This is a genomic window from Streptomyces iranensis (assembly GCF_017874715.1).
GTDB classification, from domain to species: domain Bacteria; phylum Actinomycetota; class Actinomycetes; order Streptomycetales; family Streptomycetaceae; genus Streptomyces; species Streptomyces iranensis.
Window position 1 is genome coordinate 226,408 of record NZ_JAGGLR010000017.1, and the last position, 16,658, is coordinate 243,065.

Genomic DNA, 16,658 nt, shown 5'->3' on the forward strand with positions numbered 1-16,658 from the left:
GTGGCTCATCCGGCGGCCGGGCCGTCGTCCGGCAGCGGGGCGTACCGCCGCAGCCAGACCTCCGTCTGGGACAGATGCGCGGTGGCGGCCGCGGCGGCGGCCGCCGGATCGCGGGTGGCCATGGCGTTGATCAGCGCCTCATGGCCGAGGTCGCTGGCCAGCCGGATGGTGTCGGCCTCGGCGGCGCCGTAGATGCTGTAGTGGCTGCCCCGGGCGCGCAACACATCGATCAGGGCGGCCAGCGCCTCGTTGCCGCTCGCCTCGCAGAGGGTGGAGTGGAACTCCCGGTCCAGCTCGTGCCGTTCCGTCTCGTCCTCGCAGACGGCCAGCCGCTTCTGCACCTCGCGCAGCCGGGCGACCGCCCGCTCGTCGGCGCGGGCGGCGGCCAGCGCGGCGGCCTGGGCCTCCAGGGGGCGGCGGACGTCGAACAGCTCCAGCAGCCCGTCGAGCGACAGGACGTCCACGGTGGCGGCGAACCCGGCCAGCATCTGCCCGGGGCGCAGCGCCGATACGAAGGTGCCGGAGCCGTGGCGGGACTCCAGCAGCCCGAGGGCGGCGAGGGAGCGCACCGCCTCGCGCAGCGATCCGCGTGAGACGCCGAGCCGCGCGCAGAGCTCGGGCTCGGCGGGAAGCTGTTGTCCGGGCGCCAGTTCACCCTTGGCGATCATGGCGCGGAGCCCGTCCGCCGCCTCGTCGGTCGCGGTCATCCCGCCACCCCTTCCTGACCAGCTCCGGCCAAGTCATTAGATGACTCCATACTACCGGTCGGCTTCGTTACCCCCAATTTACGTCGAGCCCCTGTTCAGAATGGTCTCACCCCTCTACCGTTCCCGGGAGCTCGGAGAAGTCATCGGACAACCAAGTCAACCAGAACGAGGAAGGGACCCATGACCACCCCGTCGTCGCACTGGACGCTCGATCCCTCGGTCGTCCATCTCAACCACGGCTCGTTCGGCGCCGTGCCGCGCACCGTCCAGGAGGTCCAGCGGGCGCTGCGCGAGGAGATGGAGACCAACCCGGACGCGTGGTTCCGGGAGCTGCCCGAGCGGGTCGGGCAGGCGCGCGCCGCCGTGGCGCGGTTCCTGCGGGTCCCGGCGGACCACACCGCCCTGGTGGCCAACGCCAGCGCCGGGGTGAGCACCGTCCTGGGCTGCCTGCCGCTGCCGCCCGGCGCCGAGGTGCTGTTGACCGACCACACCTACGGCGCGGTGGCGATGGGCACGGCGCGGGCCGCCGAGCGGGCCGGCGCCCGGGTGCGGACGCTGCACATTCCGCTGGAGGCGACCGCCGAGGAGATCGCGGCCGTCTTCGCGGGGGCGCTGAGCGAGGCCACCGCGCTGGTGGTCGTGGACCAGATCACCTCGGCCACCGCCCGGCTGTTCCCCATGGCGGAGATCAGCCGGCTCGCCCACGCCGCCGGGGCGAAGGTCCTGGTCGACGGCGCCCACGCGCCCGGCATGCTGGCCGATCCGGTCGGCCTGGCCGGAGCCGCCGACTTCTGGGTGGGCAATCTGCACAAGTGGTGCTGTGCGCCGCGCGGTACGGCGGCGCTGATCGCGCGCGGGCCCGACGCCCAGGACCTGTGGCCGCTCACCGACTCCTGGGGCGCTCCGGAGCCGTTCCCGCAACGTTTCGACGCCCAGGGCACCTCGGACTTCACCGCCTGGCTCGCGGCGCCGCGCTCGCTGGAGTTCATCGAGGAGACGTACGGCTGGGACGCCGCCCGCGTCCGGATGACCAAGCTGGCCGAGGTGGCCCAGGGGCTGCTGGCCGACGCCCTGGACGCGGACCTGACCGCCGTCGGCGGCAGCGAGGCCCCGGCGATGCGGCTGATCCCGCTGCCCGCCGGGCTCGCCACCGACCACGAGGCCTCGCATGTGCTGCAGCGCCGGATCGCGGCCGACACCGGCTGCGAGACCGCGATCACCTCCTGGGGCGGACGGGGCTTCCTGCGGCTCTCGGCCCATCTCTACAACACCGTCCCCGACTACGAGCGACTGGCCGAGCACCTCCCCGGGGTGCTCAGGGCCTGAGCGGCCTCAATGAAGTCCGGTGCGGTTCGGGTGCGCCCCGAAGGGGCGCGGGGCTGTGTCGATGTGCGACATCGGCGTCACCATCGGCGCGGTCGCCACCGCCCTGGTGGCGCTGTGCTACGTGACTCCACCCACGCGTAACCGCGCGGGCTTCCTGGACCGCCGGCTAAGCAGCGTCGCAGAGGGCCAGCCCGGCCCTGTCGAGGACGTTCGTCGCTCCGACGTGGTCCGCGTGCGCGGTGAAGCCGCACGCCGTGCATGCGAACTTCGCTTGGGTGACGCGGTTCTCCTTCGCGACATGCCCGCAGCCTCCGAGGCCGGGCGGGCACGTACGGGAGGTGTTGCGCGCGTCCACCGCGACCACGAGGCGACCGGCACTCTCAGCCTTGTTCGCCAGGATCGTCAGGAACTGCGCCCAACCCGCGTCGAGGATGCTGCGGTTCAAGCCCGCCTTGGCCGCGGCCCCATTCGGCAGGAAGGTGCCGGGCGCGTCGGGGTCGGGCTTGGGTTGGGGGGCGCGGGTCATACCCGCCGTTTTCAGCTTCTCGTGGGCGATCACGTCGTGGTCCCGCACGAGGGTGAGCGCGGTCTTGTGCGCGTGGTCCAGGCGCTGGCGCCGGATCCTCGCGTACAGCTTCGCCACGCGGCGGACGGCGGCCCTGTGCGCCTTGGTGCGCCGCCGGGTGCGCTTGGGGAACGTCGCCAGGTGCCGCTGCGCTTCGGCGAGTTCGTCGGCGGCCTGGTCGAGGAAGCGGGGGCGTGCGATGTGTGCGCCGTCGGAGGTGGTCAAAAAGTGCGTGGTACCCATGTCGATCCCGACGACTGCGCCCGTGGCGGGTAGGGGTTCGGCTGGTACGTCGTCGCAGGAGAGGACGGCGTACCAGCGGTTCCCCTCCCGTTTCACCGAGATGGTCTTGACCCGGCCGCGTACGGGCCGGTGTTGGTGGACGCGGACGTGACCGATGCCCTGGAGGCGTATGCGGGTCTGTGGGTCGTGGGGGGGGTGGAGTCCCAGCGGCACCCGTCCCCGTCCTCGGGGAAGGTCACCGTGTCGAAGTGGCCGACGCCCTTGAACCTGGGGTATCCCGGCTTCTGACCGGCCTTGACGCGGCGGAAGAACGCTTGGAACGCCTTGTCCAGGCGGCGCAGGGTGGCCTGCTGGGAGGAGAACGACCAGCGGCCTTGACGCTCGGGGTCGAACGCCCGGATCTCCTTGAGCTGGGCCGACTGATCGCCGTACTTGATACTCGTCCTGGAGGCGTGCCGGTAGGCATCGCGGCGTTCCTGCAGGGCTCCGTTGTACAGCGAGCAGTGATCCCGCAGCATCTCGCCCAGCGCGACCGCCTGACGGGCCGTAGGGCGCAGCAGGAACTTGTACACACGCAACAAAACGCAGCCCGCCCCCCCTCACCCGTTTCCCCAGGTCAACGCAGATATGGTCACTCTACCGGCCGCCGCTGACAACGCAGTGGACTCCACCGCTACGCGGCTCCGGCCCAAGGATTCGACGCTCCCTCGGCTAAAGCCGTGGGTCCCCCGGAAGAAGGTCTGATGGAGTTCGCCAGGGGCCGGAAAGCCTCATCCGCGCCCTGACGGGCCCCGTCCGCTCGTGGCGACCGGCGGCAGCGCCGCCGGTACCCCGAAGACGCGCTCCCCCGGCGCCCCGCCCCGCAGCAGCGCCGCCCCCAGCGGGGTCAGCGTGTGCAGGACCGCGCTGCCCTGGCGCAGGGTGTGCACCAGGCCCGCCTCGCGCAGCACACTGGCGTGCTGGCTGGCCGAGGCCAGCGATACGCCCACTCTGCGGGCGAGTTCACTGGTCGTACAGCCGCCGCCGACCTCCAGCAGCACCGCGGAGCGGGTCTGCCCGACCAGCTTGCCGAGCCTCTGGGCGGACCCGGACCTGGAACCGGGACCGGACCCCGACGCGACGGCGGGTCGCTGCTCGGGGCGGGACATCGGACCGCACCGGGCGTGTTCGACGGGGTAGACCAGAACGGGCGTCAGATCCGGATTCCGGAAGGTCACCGGCGTCCCCCGGCAGAAGAACGACGGCAGCAGCAGCACCCCCCGCCCCCGCAGCCACAGATCGCGGTCCACCGGATAGTCGACCTCCAGCACGGGCGCCCGCCACCGCATCGTCGGCGGCAGCGAGGCCAGCAGCCCATCGGCGCCCCCGTCCAGCAGGGCGCGGCCCCGGGCCACCCGGTCGGCCTCGATCCGGGCCTGGATATGCGGCCAGTACGGGGCGACGGCGGCCTGGTGGTAGGCGCGCAGCGTGCTGATCAGCCGGTCCAGCGATCTTCGCTCGCCCTGCGCCAGACCCCGTATCCACCCCGGGAGCGCCCGAGCCGCCGGAAGCCCGGCCAGCTCCGCGTGCAAGCGCTCACCCGAGATGGCGCGCAGCGCGGACATCGCGGCATCGCAACCGATTACCCCTTCGGCGGGTGTCAGGAAGTCCGGGAAATAGCCGCGCGACGGAATGAGCGGCGCAAGCAGCCGCGCTTCGCCGTTGAGTCGGTTTCGCGCCTCGGAACGCCATTTCCCGTATACGGTCTCCGCCCGGTTCTCCCGCAACCTATGGAAACTTAAAACGGTTTCCCAGAGCGCGTCCGGGCGGACCGCCATCCGCAGCCGGGCCAGATCGAGTTCACTGAAATGAACACGGAGCACCAGACCCCCACACGTGACATTGCGATCGCCCCCCGATCACCGATGAGTATGCACGCTGGCACGGTCAGTCACCACGCCCTTTTAGCCAGATGTGAAACGGGGAGCGGCCCGGAGCCCGGAAGAGGAAAGCTGTTCCCCAGGAAAACCGGGGGCCACCGGGAAAAACTTCCGAGGGCCGTCCGGAATTCAACAGGCGGTGCTCAGAGCCAGTTTGCTCGTTCCCGTGGGGGGTGACGAGTACGTTACGGCGACTGGGCACTTGTGTTGCCGCACGTAGCCGATGCGCGCGGCAACAGCTCCCGTGGGGGGAGTGAGAGGGGGCGGCACCTCCGCACAAGGTGCCGCCCCCTTTGAGATCCGGAGGTCCCGGGCCGCGACGTCGGCCCCGGACGTGCCGCGGCGCCGCCCTCGTCATGGTCAGGAGGGCAGCCGACGACCGGCGCCCCCGCCCTCGCCCGCCTCCAGCTGCCAGGCCGCCGGGCGGACATGGGCGGTGGCGAATTCTTCGAGGCAGGCGACGAAGGACGCGATCGCGGGGGCCGCGTAGTGCTGAGTGGACCAGCAGGCGTGCAGGGCAAGCCGTAGCGGGCTTCCGTCGGAGGCGGTGATCAGCACCGGATAGGCGGAGAAATGCGGCAGATCCGTGACGACGCCGACGCCGGATCCGGCGGCGGCGAGGGCCTGGATCATCCGCGCGGTGGAGCTCTCCTCCACATGCGAGAAGGCCAGACCCGCCGCCACGACCGCCTGGTCGAGTACGGCCCTGGCCGGGTGCTCGCCGGTCAGCAGCACGAGTGGTTCCCGGACCAGCTCGGCGAGCTCGACGCTTCCGCGGCGCCGGACGGCCCAGGGGTGGGTGGCGGCGACATAGGCGCGCAGTGGGACATCCGTCAGTGGCTGCCAGCTCAGCCCATGGGCGGCCGGCGCGGTCGCGGCGACGCCGAGGTCGGCCCCCTCGGCAACCGTGTGGGGCACCTGCTGTGCGGGCACTTCCCGGATCGAGACAAACGGGTCGGTGGGCGACAACCGGGCCACGAAGGGCGCGACCACTTCGTGAATCGTGGTTTCCGCGGCGGCCACGACCACGCGACGCAGCCCGCCGTGCGCCATGTGGTGCGCCACCGACTCGATCTGGTCGGCGCGGCTGACCAGGTCCGTCGCGCTGTCGATGAGCTGCCGGCCGGCACTGGTCAGCCGCAGGCGCGGGCCGGAGCGGTCGAACAGTACGACCCCCAACTCGGCCTCCAGATGGCGTAGTTGCCGGGAAAGCGCGGGTTGGGCGAGATGGAGCCGCTCGGCCGCCGCGGTGACGGTACCGGCGCGGACGACGGCCAGGAAGTACCGCAGGCGCTTGATCTCCATCGCGGCATCATGCCATATCGGCATGGGAACCCCGGCATTTTTGGTATTAGACAGCATGCTTCGAGCTCAAGACGATGGAGACCCCTCACCGTCGACTCCCCCGGAGCGTCCGCCCATGTCCGCGATGGCACCCGCCTCTCCGCCTCCCACCCTCGGGGACTGGCTCGAACCGCCGGTCAACCGGTGGGCCTTCAACCATGTCGAGGAGTTCCTGCCGACGGCCGTGATCTCGCGGGGACGCGGCGAGCACCGCTCCTTCGCCGAGGCGCCCCTTCCGCTCGAGGACGCCGAGGTCGACCTGGCCGGGACGCGCAGCACGGTGGCGGAGTTCCTGGAGCGGACCCGGACCGACGCGATCGTGGTGCTCCACGGGGAGCACATCGTGTTCGAGCGGTACTTCGGCGAGGGGCGGCCGGACCGGCGGCACGCCCTGATGTCGATCTCGAAGTCGGTCGCGGGCATGGCCGCGGGCTGTCTGGTGGACGAGGACCGCCTCACGCTGTCCGCCCCGGTCGAGTCCTATGTGCCCGAACTCGCCGCCTCGGCGTACGGGACCGCCACCGTAGGCGAGATCCTGGACATGTCGGCCTCGCTCCGGTTCAACCATGACTACCGTGATCCGGCTTCCGAGGTGCAGGCGCTGGACCGCGCCTCCGGCTGGCGCCCGCGCGGTCCCGGGGACCCGGCCGTGCGCACCTTCCTGGCCGCCCTCGAGCCGGACGGGCCGCACGGCCGCTCCACCCAGTACTGCTCGGCCACCACCGACGTCCTCGCCTGGATCCTCGAACGAGCCGCCGGACAGCCCTACGCCGAGGTGATCGCCGACCGGATCTGGTCCCGCATCGGCGCCGAACACGACGCTCTGGTCACCACCGACCCGGAGGGCACCCCCTACGCCTGCGCCGGGGTCAACGCGACGGCGCGCGATCTCGCCCGCTTCGGACGCTGTGTGCTGGACAACGGCTCGGCCGGCGGCACTCAGGTCGTCCCGGAGGCATGGGTCCGCGCCACCCGCGGCGGCGCGCCGTCCGGGGTGGTCCCGGACGCGGACTTCCGCGAGGTCCACCCGAACGGGTCGTACCGCAACCAGTGGTGGATCACCGGCGACGCTGCCGGGAGCTTCCTCGGCCTCGGTATCTTCGGCCAGTACCTCTGGCTCGATCCCGAACGGGACGTGGTCATCGCCAAACAGTCCAGCCTGCTGGGCCCCCGCGCACAGCGCGCCGAGCACGCTTCGTCCCTCACCCAGATCGCGGCCGCGGTCGCCGCCGCCCGCCGGTCCTCCCACCCCGGCCAGGAGCCACGATGAGCAGCGACGCCGACGGGCCGCGCCAGGACCCCGCACCGACCCTCGAACAGCACGGCATCGAGCACATCCCGGCCGCCGAGCGCCACGGCAAGCCGTGGCATCAGCTCACCCTCTGGTTCTCCAGCAATGTGCAGATGACCGCGGTGGTCACCGGAGCGGTGGCGGTCACGCTCGGCCTCGATCTGCGGTGGGCCATCGTCACGATCGTCATCGGCAACCTGGTCGGCGGCGTCTTCATGGCCTACCACAGCGTGCAGGGGCCCGAACTCGGCGTCCCGCAGATGATCCAGAGCCGGGCCCAGTTCGGGTTTCTCGGCGGGGCGCTGCCCTCCTTCATCGTCGTCCTGATGTACCTGGGCTTCTCCGTCGAGGGCGGTCTGGTGGGCGGCGGGGCGCTGGCCGGCTGGACCGGCATGCCCAAGCCCGCGGGCATCGTGATCTTCTGCGTGCTGCACCTGCTGGTCGCGCTGGTCGGCTACAAGCTGATTCACGCCACCGCGCGGGTGATCTCCGTGCTCTCGGGGATCGTGTTCCTGGCGCTGTTCGTGCAGCTTGCCACCCACCTGCCCGCCCATCTGCCGAACTCCGGCTCCGCGGCTACGCCGGGCACGGTGCTGCTCGCCGTCTCGATCTCCATCTCCTGGCAGGTCACCTGGGCGCCCTACGTCTCCGACTACTCGCGCTATCTGCCCGAGGACACCCCCAGAGGCACCACCTTCTGGTACACCTACCTCGGATCGGTGGTGGGCGGCACGGCCACGATGGTCATCGGCGCGATGGCCGCCGCGGTCAACGACCAGGCGCTGAACTCGGACGCGATCGGTTTCCTCGCCGACCGCTACCCGGCGATCAGCGGCCTGGTGGTATTCGCCCTGTTGATGTCCATGATCCCGGCCGGAGCCGAAGGGGCCTACGGTGCCTTCCTCTCCACCCTCAGCATCTTTTCCCGCAAGGACAGACTGCGCTCCCCGGCGCTCGCCCGCGCGCTCTTCGTCATCGGCTTCACCCTGGTCGGGGCGGTCCTCGCCATCCTGTCCAGCGGGAGCATGATCACCACGTACACGAACATCACGCTGTTCCTGCTGTATCTGCTCATCCCGTGGACGGCCATCAACCTCACCGACTACTACTTCGTCCGGCGCGGCCACTACGACATCTCCGCCCTCTTCGAGCCGAACGGCCGCTACGGACGGTGCAACTGGGGGACGGTCATCCTCTACGCGGTGTCCATCGCGGCGGAGCTGCCGTTCGTCAACAGCAGCCTCTACGTCGGCCCGCTGGTGAAACCGCTCGGTGGTGCCGACATCGCCTGGCTGGTCGGCCTGGTGGTGGGCGGAGTCGGCTACTGCGCGCTCGCCCGGTCGGGCCGCCGCGGCCGGGCCGGGGCGGAGGCGCCGCCCGCGGCCGGTGCCGCGCCGCCGCGGGAGCAGCGCGGTGCGACCTACGGGCGGTGATCGCTCCGAAGGCCGCGGCGGATGTGTCCGCACAGGAATTCCGCACAGAAATAAGGGGGCGGCACCTCCGCACAAGGTGCCGCCCCCTTTGAGATCCGGAGCCGCTGCCGGGGGTGAGGGTGAGTTCCCGGCGCCGGCTCCGGTGGCCTTACCGGCTCCTACCCGTTCTCACCGGCCGTTCGCCGCCGCACGGCCGGCCTCCAGGCGGGCCACGGGGATGCGGAACGGGGAGCAGGAGACGTAGTCCAGGCCCACCTCGTGGAAGAAGTGGACGGACTCCGGGTCGCCGCCGTGCTCACCGCAGACCCCCAGCTTGAGGCCGGGGCGGGTGGCGCGGCCGGCCTGGGCGGCGTCGCGGACGAGGGAGCCGACGCCGTCCTTGTCAATGGTCTCGAACGGGCTGACGCCGAAGATGCCCTTCTCCAGGTAGGCGGTGAAGAAGCTGGCCTCGACGTCGTCCCGGGAGAAGCCCCAGACGGTCTGGGTGAGGTCGTTGGTGCCGAAGGAGAAGAAGTCGGCGGATTCGGCGATCTGAGCGGCGGTCAGCGCGGCGCGCGGCAGCTCGATCATGGTGCCGAGGGTGAGCTTGAGGTCCACGCCCCGGGCCTGCTCGACCTCCGCGATGACCCGCTCGGCCTCCTCACGGACGATCTCCAGCTCCTGGACCGTGCCGACGAGCGGAATCATGATCTCGGCGCGCGGGTCGCCCTTGGCGTTGCGGCGCTCGGCGGCGGCCTCGGCGATCGCCCGCACCTGCATGGCGAACAGCCCGGGGATGACCAGGCCCAGCCGCACCCCGCGCAGGCCCAGCATCGGGTTCTGCTCGTGCAGCCGGTGCACGGCCTGGAGCAGCCGCAGATCGTTCTCGTTGTGGTCCTTGCGGGACTCGGCGAGCGCGACGCGCACCGACAGCTCGGTGATGTCGGGCAGGAACTCGTGCAGCGGCGGGTCGAGCAGCCGGACGGTGACCGGCAGCCCGTCCATCGCCTCGAAGAGCTCGACGAAGTCGTTCTTCTGGAGCGGCAGCAGCTCGCCCAGCGCCGTGTCCCGCTCCTCTTCGGTGTGGGCGAGGATCAGCCGCTCGACCTTCTCCCGGCGCTCGCCGAGGAACATGTGCTCGGTGCGGCACAGCCCGATGCCCTGGGCGCCGAACCGGCGGGCGCGGGCGGCGTCCTCGGCGTTGTCCGCGTTGGCCCGTACGCGCAGCCGGCGTACTCGATCCGCGTACGCCATGATCCGGTGCACCGCGCCCACCAGCTCGTCGGCGTCGTCGGCGCCCGCGTGCATCCGGCCCTCGAAGTACTCCACGACCGGCGAGGGCACGACCGGGACCTCGCCGAGGTAGACCTTTCCGGAGGAGCCGTCGATCGAGACGACGTCGCCCTCCTCGATCACGATCCCGTCCTTGCCGTCCCGGCCGGGCACCGTCATCCGGCGCCGTTTGGTGTCGACCTCCAGCTCCTCGGCGCCGCACACACAGGTCTTGCCCATGCCGCGGGCGACGACGGCGGCGTGTGAGGTCTTGCCGCCGCGCGAGGTCAGAATGCCCTCCGCGGCGATCATGCCGTCCAGGTCGTCGGGGTTGGTCTCACGGCGGATGAGGATGACCTTCTCGCCCGAGCGCGACCATTTGACGGCGGTGTACGAGTCGAAGACGGCCTTGCCGACGGCGGCGCCCGGGGACGCGGCGATGCCCCGGCCGATCTTCTGGACGGTGTCGCCGGAGGCCACCTCGTGGTCGAAGCGCGGGAACATCAGCTGCGCGAGCTGCGCCCCGTTGACCCGGCGCAGCGCCTCGGGCTCGTCGATCAGCCCCTGGTCGACCAGCTGGGTGGCGATCCGGAAGGCGGCCCCGGCGGTGCGCTTGCCGACGCGGGTCTGCAGCATCCACAGCTTGCCGCGCTCGATGGTGAACTCGATGTCGCACAGGTCCTTGTAGTGCGTCTCGAGGGTTTCCATGATCTGCATCAGCTGGTCGTAGGACCGCTGGTCGATCTGCTCGAGGTCCGCGAGGGGCACGGTGTTGCGGATGCCCGCGACCACGTCCTCGCCCTGGGCGTTCTGCAGGTAGTCGCCGTAGACGCCCTGGTGGCCGCTGGCCGGGTCGCGGGTGAAGGCGACGCCGGTGCCCGAGTCGGGGCCGAGGTTGCCGAAGACCATGGAGCAGATGTTGACCGCGGTGCCGAGGTCGTGGGGGATGCGCTCCTGGCGGCGGTAGAGCTTGGCGCGGTCGCCGTTCCAGGAGTCGAACACGGCTCGTACGGCGAGGTCCATCTGCTCGCGCGGCTCCTGCGGGAAGCCCCGGCCGGTCTCCTTGGCGACGATCTCCTTGAACTCGCCGACCAGCTTCTTGAGGTCGGCGGCGTCGAGGTCCACGTCGACGGTGACGCCCTTGGCGTGCTTGGCCTGCTCGATGGCCTCCTCGAAGAGGTCGCCGTCCACGCCGAGCACGGTCTTGCCGAACATCTGGATGAGGCGCCGGTAGGAGTCCCAGGCGAACCGGTCGTCACCCGCCTGCGCGGCGAGCCCGGCCACGGACTGGTCCGAGAGGCCGATGTTGAGGACGGTGTCCATCATCCCGGGCATCGAGAACTTGGCGCCGGACCGTACGGATACGAGGAGGGGGTCGTCCGCCTGGCCGAGCTTCTTGCCCATCTTCGCTTCGAGGGCGTCGAGGTGCGCACTCACCTCGTCGCGCAGGGCCGGGGGCTCCGCACCGCTGTCCAGGTAGACCTTGCAGGCCTCGGTGGTGATGGTGAAGCCCGGTGGCACGGGGAGACCGAGATTGGTCATCTCGGCGAGGTTGGCCCCCTTCCCGCCGAGCAGGTCCTTGAGATCCTTGTTGCCCTCGGTGAAGTCGTAAACGAACTTCTGCTGATCTTGTGTTTCCGGCACGGGACTCGATCTCCTCGGCTCGGCTGCCCTGACGGCGGGGAGCGTACCCAGATCAAAGGCCCCTGAGCAGGTCCACTCCACCGTCATACGGCTGTAACCACCCGCCTGCCACGTGTTCGAAAGGGCGGCGCCCAAACGAGACTCCTACGAGATGCCTTCAAGCCTCGAACGCACACCCACCCTCCGCCCGTGGTGGACGCCTGGAATTTCACTATACGTAACCGATGGTTCGAGGTGTCGAACATCAAGTGGGTGGCACTGAGTGCCACGCATTGGAGAGGTGAGCACAGCGGGATGCCATCGGTTCACCCTTCAGTTGCCGCTCATCTGAGCGAAGGCCCGATCAGAGTGGCGAGAATCACGCCTTGTCACGGCCCATTGTCTCGCCTTTTGGATACAACGAGAGGGGGTACGCTCAGATGAGCGACGCGCCGGGAGAGTTCCCCGCGAACGAACCGCGCCATGCTTCAGGACGTCTGCTCGTCCCCGGACTCTCGCAACCCGGCGAGGGCCTCGCGGGTCCGCACGGTGCAGCTGTGCTCCTCGCCCAGGACGCGCTCGCTGATCTCGAGCACGGCCCGCCATTCGGCCTCCGCCTCGTCGAGGCGGCCGAGGCCCTTGAGGGTGGTGCCGAGGTTGAACCGGGTCCAAAGAGTGCTGACCTGCTCCGGTCCCAGGACACGCTGCCGGGCCGCGAGCGTCTCCCGGATCTCCGTCTCGGCCTCGGCGAACCGGCCCCGCTTGTTGAGCACATTGCCCAGGCTGTGCCGGGCCGCCAGCGTCTCCTTGGCCTCGGCTCCCATAGATCGCGTGCGCCCCTCGGCCACTCGACGGAACAAGGATTCGGACTCCTCGTAACGCTTCTGGTCGCGCAGCAGGGCGGCCAGCTGGACGAGCGTCAGCAGGGCACTCGGGTCGTCCGGCCCCAGCAGCCTGGCCTCCCCCTCCATGGTCAGGCGGTACTCCCGCTCGGCCTCCTCCACGCGCTTGAGCTGAGCCAGGGTCAAGGCACGGCCATATCGCGTCAGGAGCGTCGCATTCGCACTCGGTCCAAGGACGCGAAGCCAGTCGTCGAGCACCTCAGTGAACTCCGCCAGCGCCTCCTCGCGCAGCCCCGCCAGCCTCATGCTGGTCGCCAGGCAGTGGCGCGTGCTCAGGACGTTGGGATGGTCCTCCCCGAACACAGGGATCTGCTGTTCCAGGAGTTCGCGGTAGATCGGCCGCGCTTCGTCGTAACGCCGTTGATCCTCCAGGACGAACGCGCGCAGTTTCAGGGCGTCGAGCGAGTCTGCGTGCCATTCCCCGAGCGTGCCGACCGTCTCCGCCACCAGCGTGTCGATCTCGGTCTCCGCCTCGGCGTACCGGCCCAGGGCGCGCAGCCGGTGAATGCGGTTGCGCCGCGCGCGGCGCAACCGCCAGTGGGTGGGGCTGAGGCCCGCCGATGTCCTGTTGACCAGATCGTGCCAGAGCGACTCCGCCTCCTCATCGCGCCGTCTGACGTTCAGCAGGTCGCCGAGCGTGAAGAGCGCCGTCAACAGGGGCGAATCCACCTCCGACTTCGCCGGCGCGGCGCACTCCTCGGCCGCCGCCCGCATCTCGGCCTCCGCCTCGTCGAAGCGGTCCAGCCGCCGCAGGGCGGTCGACAGCCAGGCACGTGCGTTGACGGTGTCGAAATGCGTGGGCCCGTACAGTTCCCGCGCCATGGATACCGAGGCCCGGATCTCCTCCTCGGCCTCCGCCACCCGCCCGAGGTCCAACAGCAGGCGCCCGCGCCGCAGATGCTTGTTCTCGGCATGCCGCCGGTGGTCATCGCCCTCCCGGCGCTCCCATGCCTCGATCAGCGTGCGGCACTCCTCCTCCGCCGCCTCGCCCCGCTCGGCGTCGCTCAGCAGCTCGACGAGGTAGCCGCGGGCGAAGAGCGTGTAGTCGTGTTCCACGCCGTGCACCCGCCCCGAGATCGCGACCACCGCGCGCAGCTCGCGCTCCGCCTCGTCGTGCTCCCCGAGCTGGTTCAGGGTGAGCGCCAGATGCCCGCGGAGATTGCGGGATTCGAGGTCTTCCCGGGACCGGAGCCCCGCGATCTGCTCCCGCGCCGTCTCCCGCAGTTCGTCCGCGTACTCCGGCCACCCGGCGTCAACGAGCTGCTTGGCCAGATCGGGCAGGATCCGCACCCCCCACCAGCCGGTTTCCTCGTTCCGCTCATCGGCTTCGGTCAGCATCTTGTCGACGTAGTCACGTACCGACTTCGGCAGCCCGTCGTCCGCCGCGATCCGCCGCACCACCGCGATCACCGGCGGCTGGACCTGCTCGGAGGTGTACGAGCGTGGCGGCAAGGCGGCCGGTACCACCGGCTGCCGCACCGGCTCCTCCCGCTCCGGCGGCTCCTCCTCCGCCGCGTCCTCCACCAGCCCCAGCCGCGACAGCAGCTCCGGTGACGCCGCCGCGAACGGGCGGGCCTCCTCGGCGACGCGGGAGTCCCCGTGGTCGCCGGAGAGCCGGGCGCGGAACTCGGGGCCGCTGCCCTGGCGGTGCAGCAGGAACTCGGTGACCTGCGCCGCCGTCTCCAGCGCGTCCGACGTCCGGACCGCGTCCAGCAGCAGATCCGCGACACCGGGGTGGAACTCGTACTCCTCCGCGCTCCCCTCCCGTCTGCGCAGCAGCCCGCCCAGGAACACCTCGGCCAGCTGCGCCGGGTGGAAGCGCTCCCCACGGCCCCCGCCCGACTGGTGGATCAGCCGCATCACCGGCAGGGTCAGCGGATGGACCGTGGCCAGCGCCCCGGCCAGGCGCTGGGCCTCGGGCGAGGCGGCGCGGAAGCGACGCAGCCGCTCCCCGGCCGTCGGCTCGGGGACATGGGCCGTGGCCCGCGCGGTCCCCGGCTTCTCGGCGCCGTCCAGCAGCATCACCGGCAGCGGCTCACCGCCGCCACCCGTACCGGTGAGCGCCGCCCAGGTGCCCAGCTCGCCCTCGGCCAGCTCCAGCACGGGCACCGGTGTCGTGCCGTCGTACGACACCAGGCCGCGCGGCAGCACCGGATGGCGCACCGTCAGCGCGCGGCCGGGCGCGCCCTCGCGGCCGCCCGCGTCGACCAGCAGCCGCTGGGTGGGCATACCGCGCTCCGGCCACATCCGCGCGGGCAGCGGCTGGAGCACCGCCACCGGTGAGTGGCGGGCCCAGCGGCGCAGCAGCCGCGGAATCGCGCCACCGCGCCACCCCGGGCCCACCCCGTCCGAGAGGACCAGCATCACGGTACGGCCGGAGGTGTCGGTGAGCTGGCGGGCGGTGCGGCGCGGGGCGCCGGGGGCGTACGGGCGCGCCCGGAGCACCGGCCGGTCCTCGTGGGAGCTGTCCAGGCCGTAGGTCCGTACGGAGCGGAAGGCGCCCTGCCGCTCCAGCAGTCCGCGCACCTCGGCGGCGAGCTGCTGCCACAGCACCATCGACGGGCCGTCGTCCACGATGAGGGCGACGCTCAGCCAGCGCTCCGGGCGGGGGCGCAGCACCACGTCCGGCAGACCGGTCTCGGCGATCCACTCGGCGGTGGCCGTCTCGTCGACGAGGAAGGACGTACGGGACGGCACACTGCGCCGCAGCGGCCGCAGCGCGCGGGAGAGCCGGCGCGTCCCGGGGAGCGCCCGGACGCCCCGGACGCCGACGGCTCGGGCCGGGCGGGCCGCGGCGGGGCGCGCGGCGCCGGGGGCGTAGAGCCCGGAAGGGACGAGGGGTCCCGGGTCGGGCTCGCCGGGGGTGAGTGCCCCGGGGAGCTGCCGCTGGGCGCCCTTCGCCTCGTCCTCGCCGTCGGCCGCGCCGGAGGCGGGAGCGCCGGAACGCCGGGACGGCGGCGGTTCGTCGCCGTCCCCGTCACCCCGCGCCGGGGCGGTGGTGGCGGCGAACCACAGGACGTCGCGCAGCTCCACCTCGGAGAGCTCGACCCCCGCGTCCTCCAGCAGGGCGCACAGCCGCTCGATCATTGCGCGTCGACTTCGTTCAGCGAGCGGAAGAGCTTGTCGAGGACGTCCTGGTCGACCCGCACCCCGGAGGAGCGCAGCCGGACCGCGTTGAGCAGCTGGTCGGTGGCCAGCTCCCGCTCGTTGCGCCGGGACACGAAGTCGGCGATCAGCTCCTGGGCCCGTGCGCCGACCTCCTCGCCCAGATGCATGGTGACGATTCTCTGGAGCTGCGCCTCGTCGGGCTGCTTGAGGTCGAGCCGGACGCAGCGGCGCAGAAACGCCGGGGGGAACTCGCGCTCGCCGTTGCTGGTGATGACGACGACGGGGAAGACGGAGCAGCTGACCCAGCCGCTGGTGATCCCGACCTTCTCCCGGGAGCCGGCGTACTGCACCTGGACCTTCTTCCCCTCTCCCAGGCGGGCCAGCTCCGGAATCTCGAACTCGCCCTCCTCGAAGACCGTAAGGAGGTCGTTGGGGAGGTCGACGTCGCCCTTGTCGAGCTCGTCCACGAGCAGCACCCGCGGCTTCCTGGCCGGAAGCAGCGCGGTGCCGAGCGCGCCGAGCCGCAGATAGTCGCCGATGTCCGGCTCGGTCCCGGCACTCTCGTCGGCGCGCCGCTTGAGGGAGGCTTCGCGCAACCTGCCCACGGCGTCGTACGAGTAGAGGCCCTCGGTGAGCGTGGAGCGGCTGTTGACCGGCCAGTGCAGCACGTCGCCCAGCGTCAGCTCGCGGGCGATGGCGTGGGCCAGGGTCGACTTGCCGGTGCCGGGGCGTCCGGTGACCAGCAGCGGGCGGTGCAGATGCAGCGCCATGTTGACGACGTCGCGGTCCTCGTCGGAGATCAGGTACGGCAGCGGCCGCTTCTTGTCCCGGCGCCGCGCGTCGTCGCCGAAGCGCCGCCACGGCGGGGCGGGGGGCCAGGCCTCCACCTTGTGGGGCCGGGTGTCGCCGCCCTGGAAGAGCCTCCAGTCCTGTGCCATCTTCTTCG

The 16,658-nt window shown here is 71.3% G+C and carries 9 protein-coding genes and 1 pseudogene; 3 read left to right on the plus strand and 7 right to left on the minus strand.

From position 1 onward, the window contains the following. Positions 1–5 precede the first annotated feature (5 nt). Positions 6–707, minus strand: coding sequence for a FadR/GntR family transcriptional regulator (locus tag J2Z30_RS29950; protein WP_044575636.1), 702 nt, complete (start codon positions 705–707; stop codon positions 6–8). Between the two features lie 180 nt (positions 708–887). Between J2Z30_RS29950 and J2Z30_RS29955 the strand changes: the two genes are divergently transcribed. Next, complete coding sequence (locus tag J2Z30_RS29955; RefSeq protein ID WP_209468900.1) at positions 888–2,033, plus strand: aminotransferase class V-fold PLP-dependent enzyme; 1,146 nt, start codon at positions 888–890, stop codon at positions 2,031–2,033. A gap of 166 nt (positions 2,034–2,199) precedes the next feature. Here the strand turns inward: J2Z30_RS29955 and J2Z30_RS29960 are convergent. The 3 genes and pseudogenes from J2Z30_RS29960 to J2Z30_RS29970 all read right to left on the minus strand — a co-directional run bounded on the left by J2Z30_RS29960 (position 2,200) and on the right by J2Z30_RS29970 (position 6,065). After that, positions 2,200–3,422: pseudogene (locus tag J2Z30_RS29960) on the minus strand (RNA-guided endonuclease InsQ/TnpB family protein). A 189-nt stretch (positions 3,423–3,611) separates the two neighbouring features. Beyond that, a complete protein-coding gene (locus J2Z30_RS29965) occupies positions 3,612–4,703 on the minus strand; it encodes an ArsR/SmtB family transcription factor (RefSeq protein ID WP_052701596.1) in 1,092 nt (363 codons plus the stop codon). A gap of 417 nt (positions 4,704–5,120) precedes the next feature. After that, entirely contained in the window at positions 5,121–6,065 is a 945-nt protein-coding gene (locus J2Z30_RS29970) for a LysR family transcriptional regulator (RefSeq protein WP_044575633.1), read from the minus strand. A gap of 115 nt (positions 6,066–6,180) precedes the next feature. Here J2Z30_RS29970 and J2Z30_RS29975 point away from each other — a divergent pair, with 115 nt between their 5' ends. Further along, a complete protein-coding gene (locus J2Z30_RS29975; RefSeq protein ID WP_052701595.1) occupies positions 6,181–7,374 on the plus strand; it encodes a serine hydrolase domain-containing protein in 1,194 nt (397 codons plus the stop codon). Beyond that, positions 7,371–8,828: a purine-cytosine permease family protein gene (locus J2Z30_RS29980; protein ID WP_044575629.1), complete on the plus strand. Its 1,458-nt coding sequence runs from the start codon at positions 7,371–7,373 to the stop codon at positions 8,826–8,828. Before J2Z30_RS29975 ends, J2Z30_RS29980 begins: the two co-directional genes overlap by 4 nt. Positions 8,829–8,996: 168 nt before the next feature. On the opposite strand, the gene ppdK is transcribed toward J2Z30_RS29980, so the two are convergent. The 3 genes from ppdK to J2Z30_RS29995 all read right to left on the minus strand — a co-directional run bounded on the left by ppdK (position 8,997) and on the right by J2Z30_RS29995 (position 16,650). After that, on the minus strand, positions 8,997–11,723 hold the full coding sequence (gene ppdK, locus J2Z30_RS29985; RefSeq protein ID WP_044575626.1) for a pyruvate, phosphate dikinase: 2,727 nt from the start codon (positions 11,721–11,723) through the stop codon (positions 8,997–8,999). 467 nt (positions 11,724–12,190) lie between these two features. After that, on the minus strand, positions 12,191–15,691 hold the full coding sequence (locus J2Z30_RS29990) for an SAV_2336 N-terminal domain-related protein (protein WP_044575624.1): 3,501 nt from the start codon (positions 15,689–15,691) through the stop codon (positions 12,191–12,193). Then, positions 15,688–16,650 carry an AAA family ATPase gene (locus tag J2Z30_RS29995; protein WP_044575621.1) on the minus strand — a complete coding sequence of 321 codons (963 nt, stop codon included), beginning with the start codon at positions 16,648–16,650 and terminating at the stop codon, positions 15,688–15,690. Before J2Z30_RS29995 ends, J2Z30_RS29990 begins: the two co-directional genes overlap by 4 nt. Positions 16,651–16,658 lie beyond the last annotated feature (8 nt).

Bases quoted from the DNA above. Each gene is read 5' to 3' on its own strand.
- J2Z30_RS29950 (WP_044575636.1), bottom strand. From the start codon at position 707: ATGACCGCGACCGACGAGGCGGCGGACGGGCTCCGCGCCATGATCGCC.
- J2Z30_RS29955 (WP_209468900.1), top strand. From the start codon at position 888: ATGACCACCCCGTCGTCGCACTGGACGCTCGATCCCTCGGTCGTCCAT.
- J2Z30_RS29970 (WP_044575633.1), bottom strand. From the start codon at position 6,065: ATGGAGATCAAGCGCCTGCGGTACTTCCTGGCCGTCGTCCGCGCCGGT.
- J2Z30_RS29975 (WP_052701595.1), top strand. From the start codon at position 6,181: ATGTCCGCGATGGCACCCGCCTCTCCGCCTCCCACCCTCGGGGACTGG.
- J2Z30_RS29980 (WP_044575629.1), top strand. From the start codon at position 7,371: ATGAGCAGCGACGCCGACGGGCCGCGCCAGGACCCCGCACCGACCCTC.
- J2Z30_RS29990 (WP_044575624.1), bottom strand. From the start codon at position 15,691: ATGATCGAGCGGCTGTGCGCCCTGCTGGAGGACGCGGGGGTCGAGCTC.
- J2Z30_RS29995 (WP_044575621.1), bottom strand. From the start codon at position 16,650: ATGGCACAGGACTGGAGGCTCTTCCAGGGCGGCGACACCCGGCCCCAC.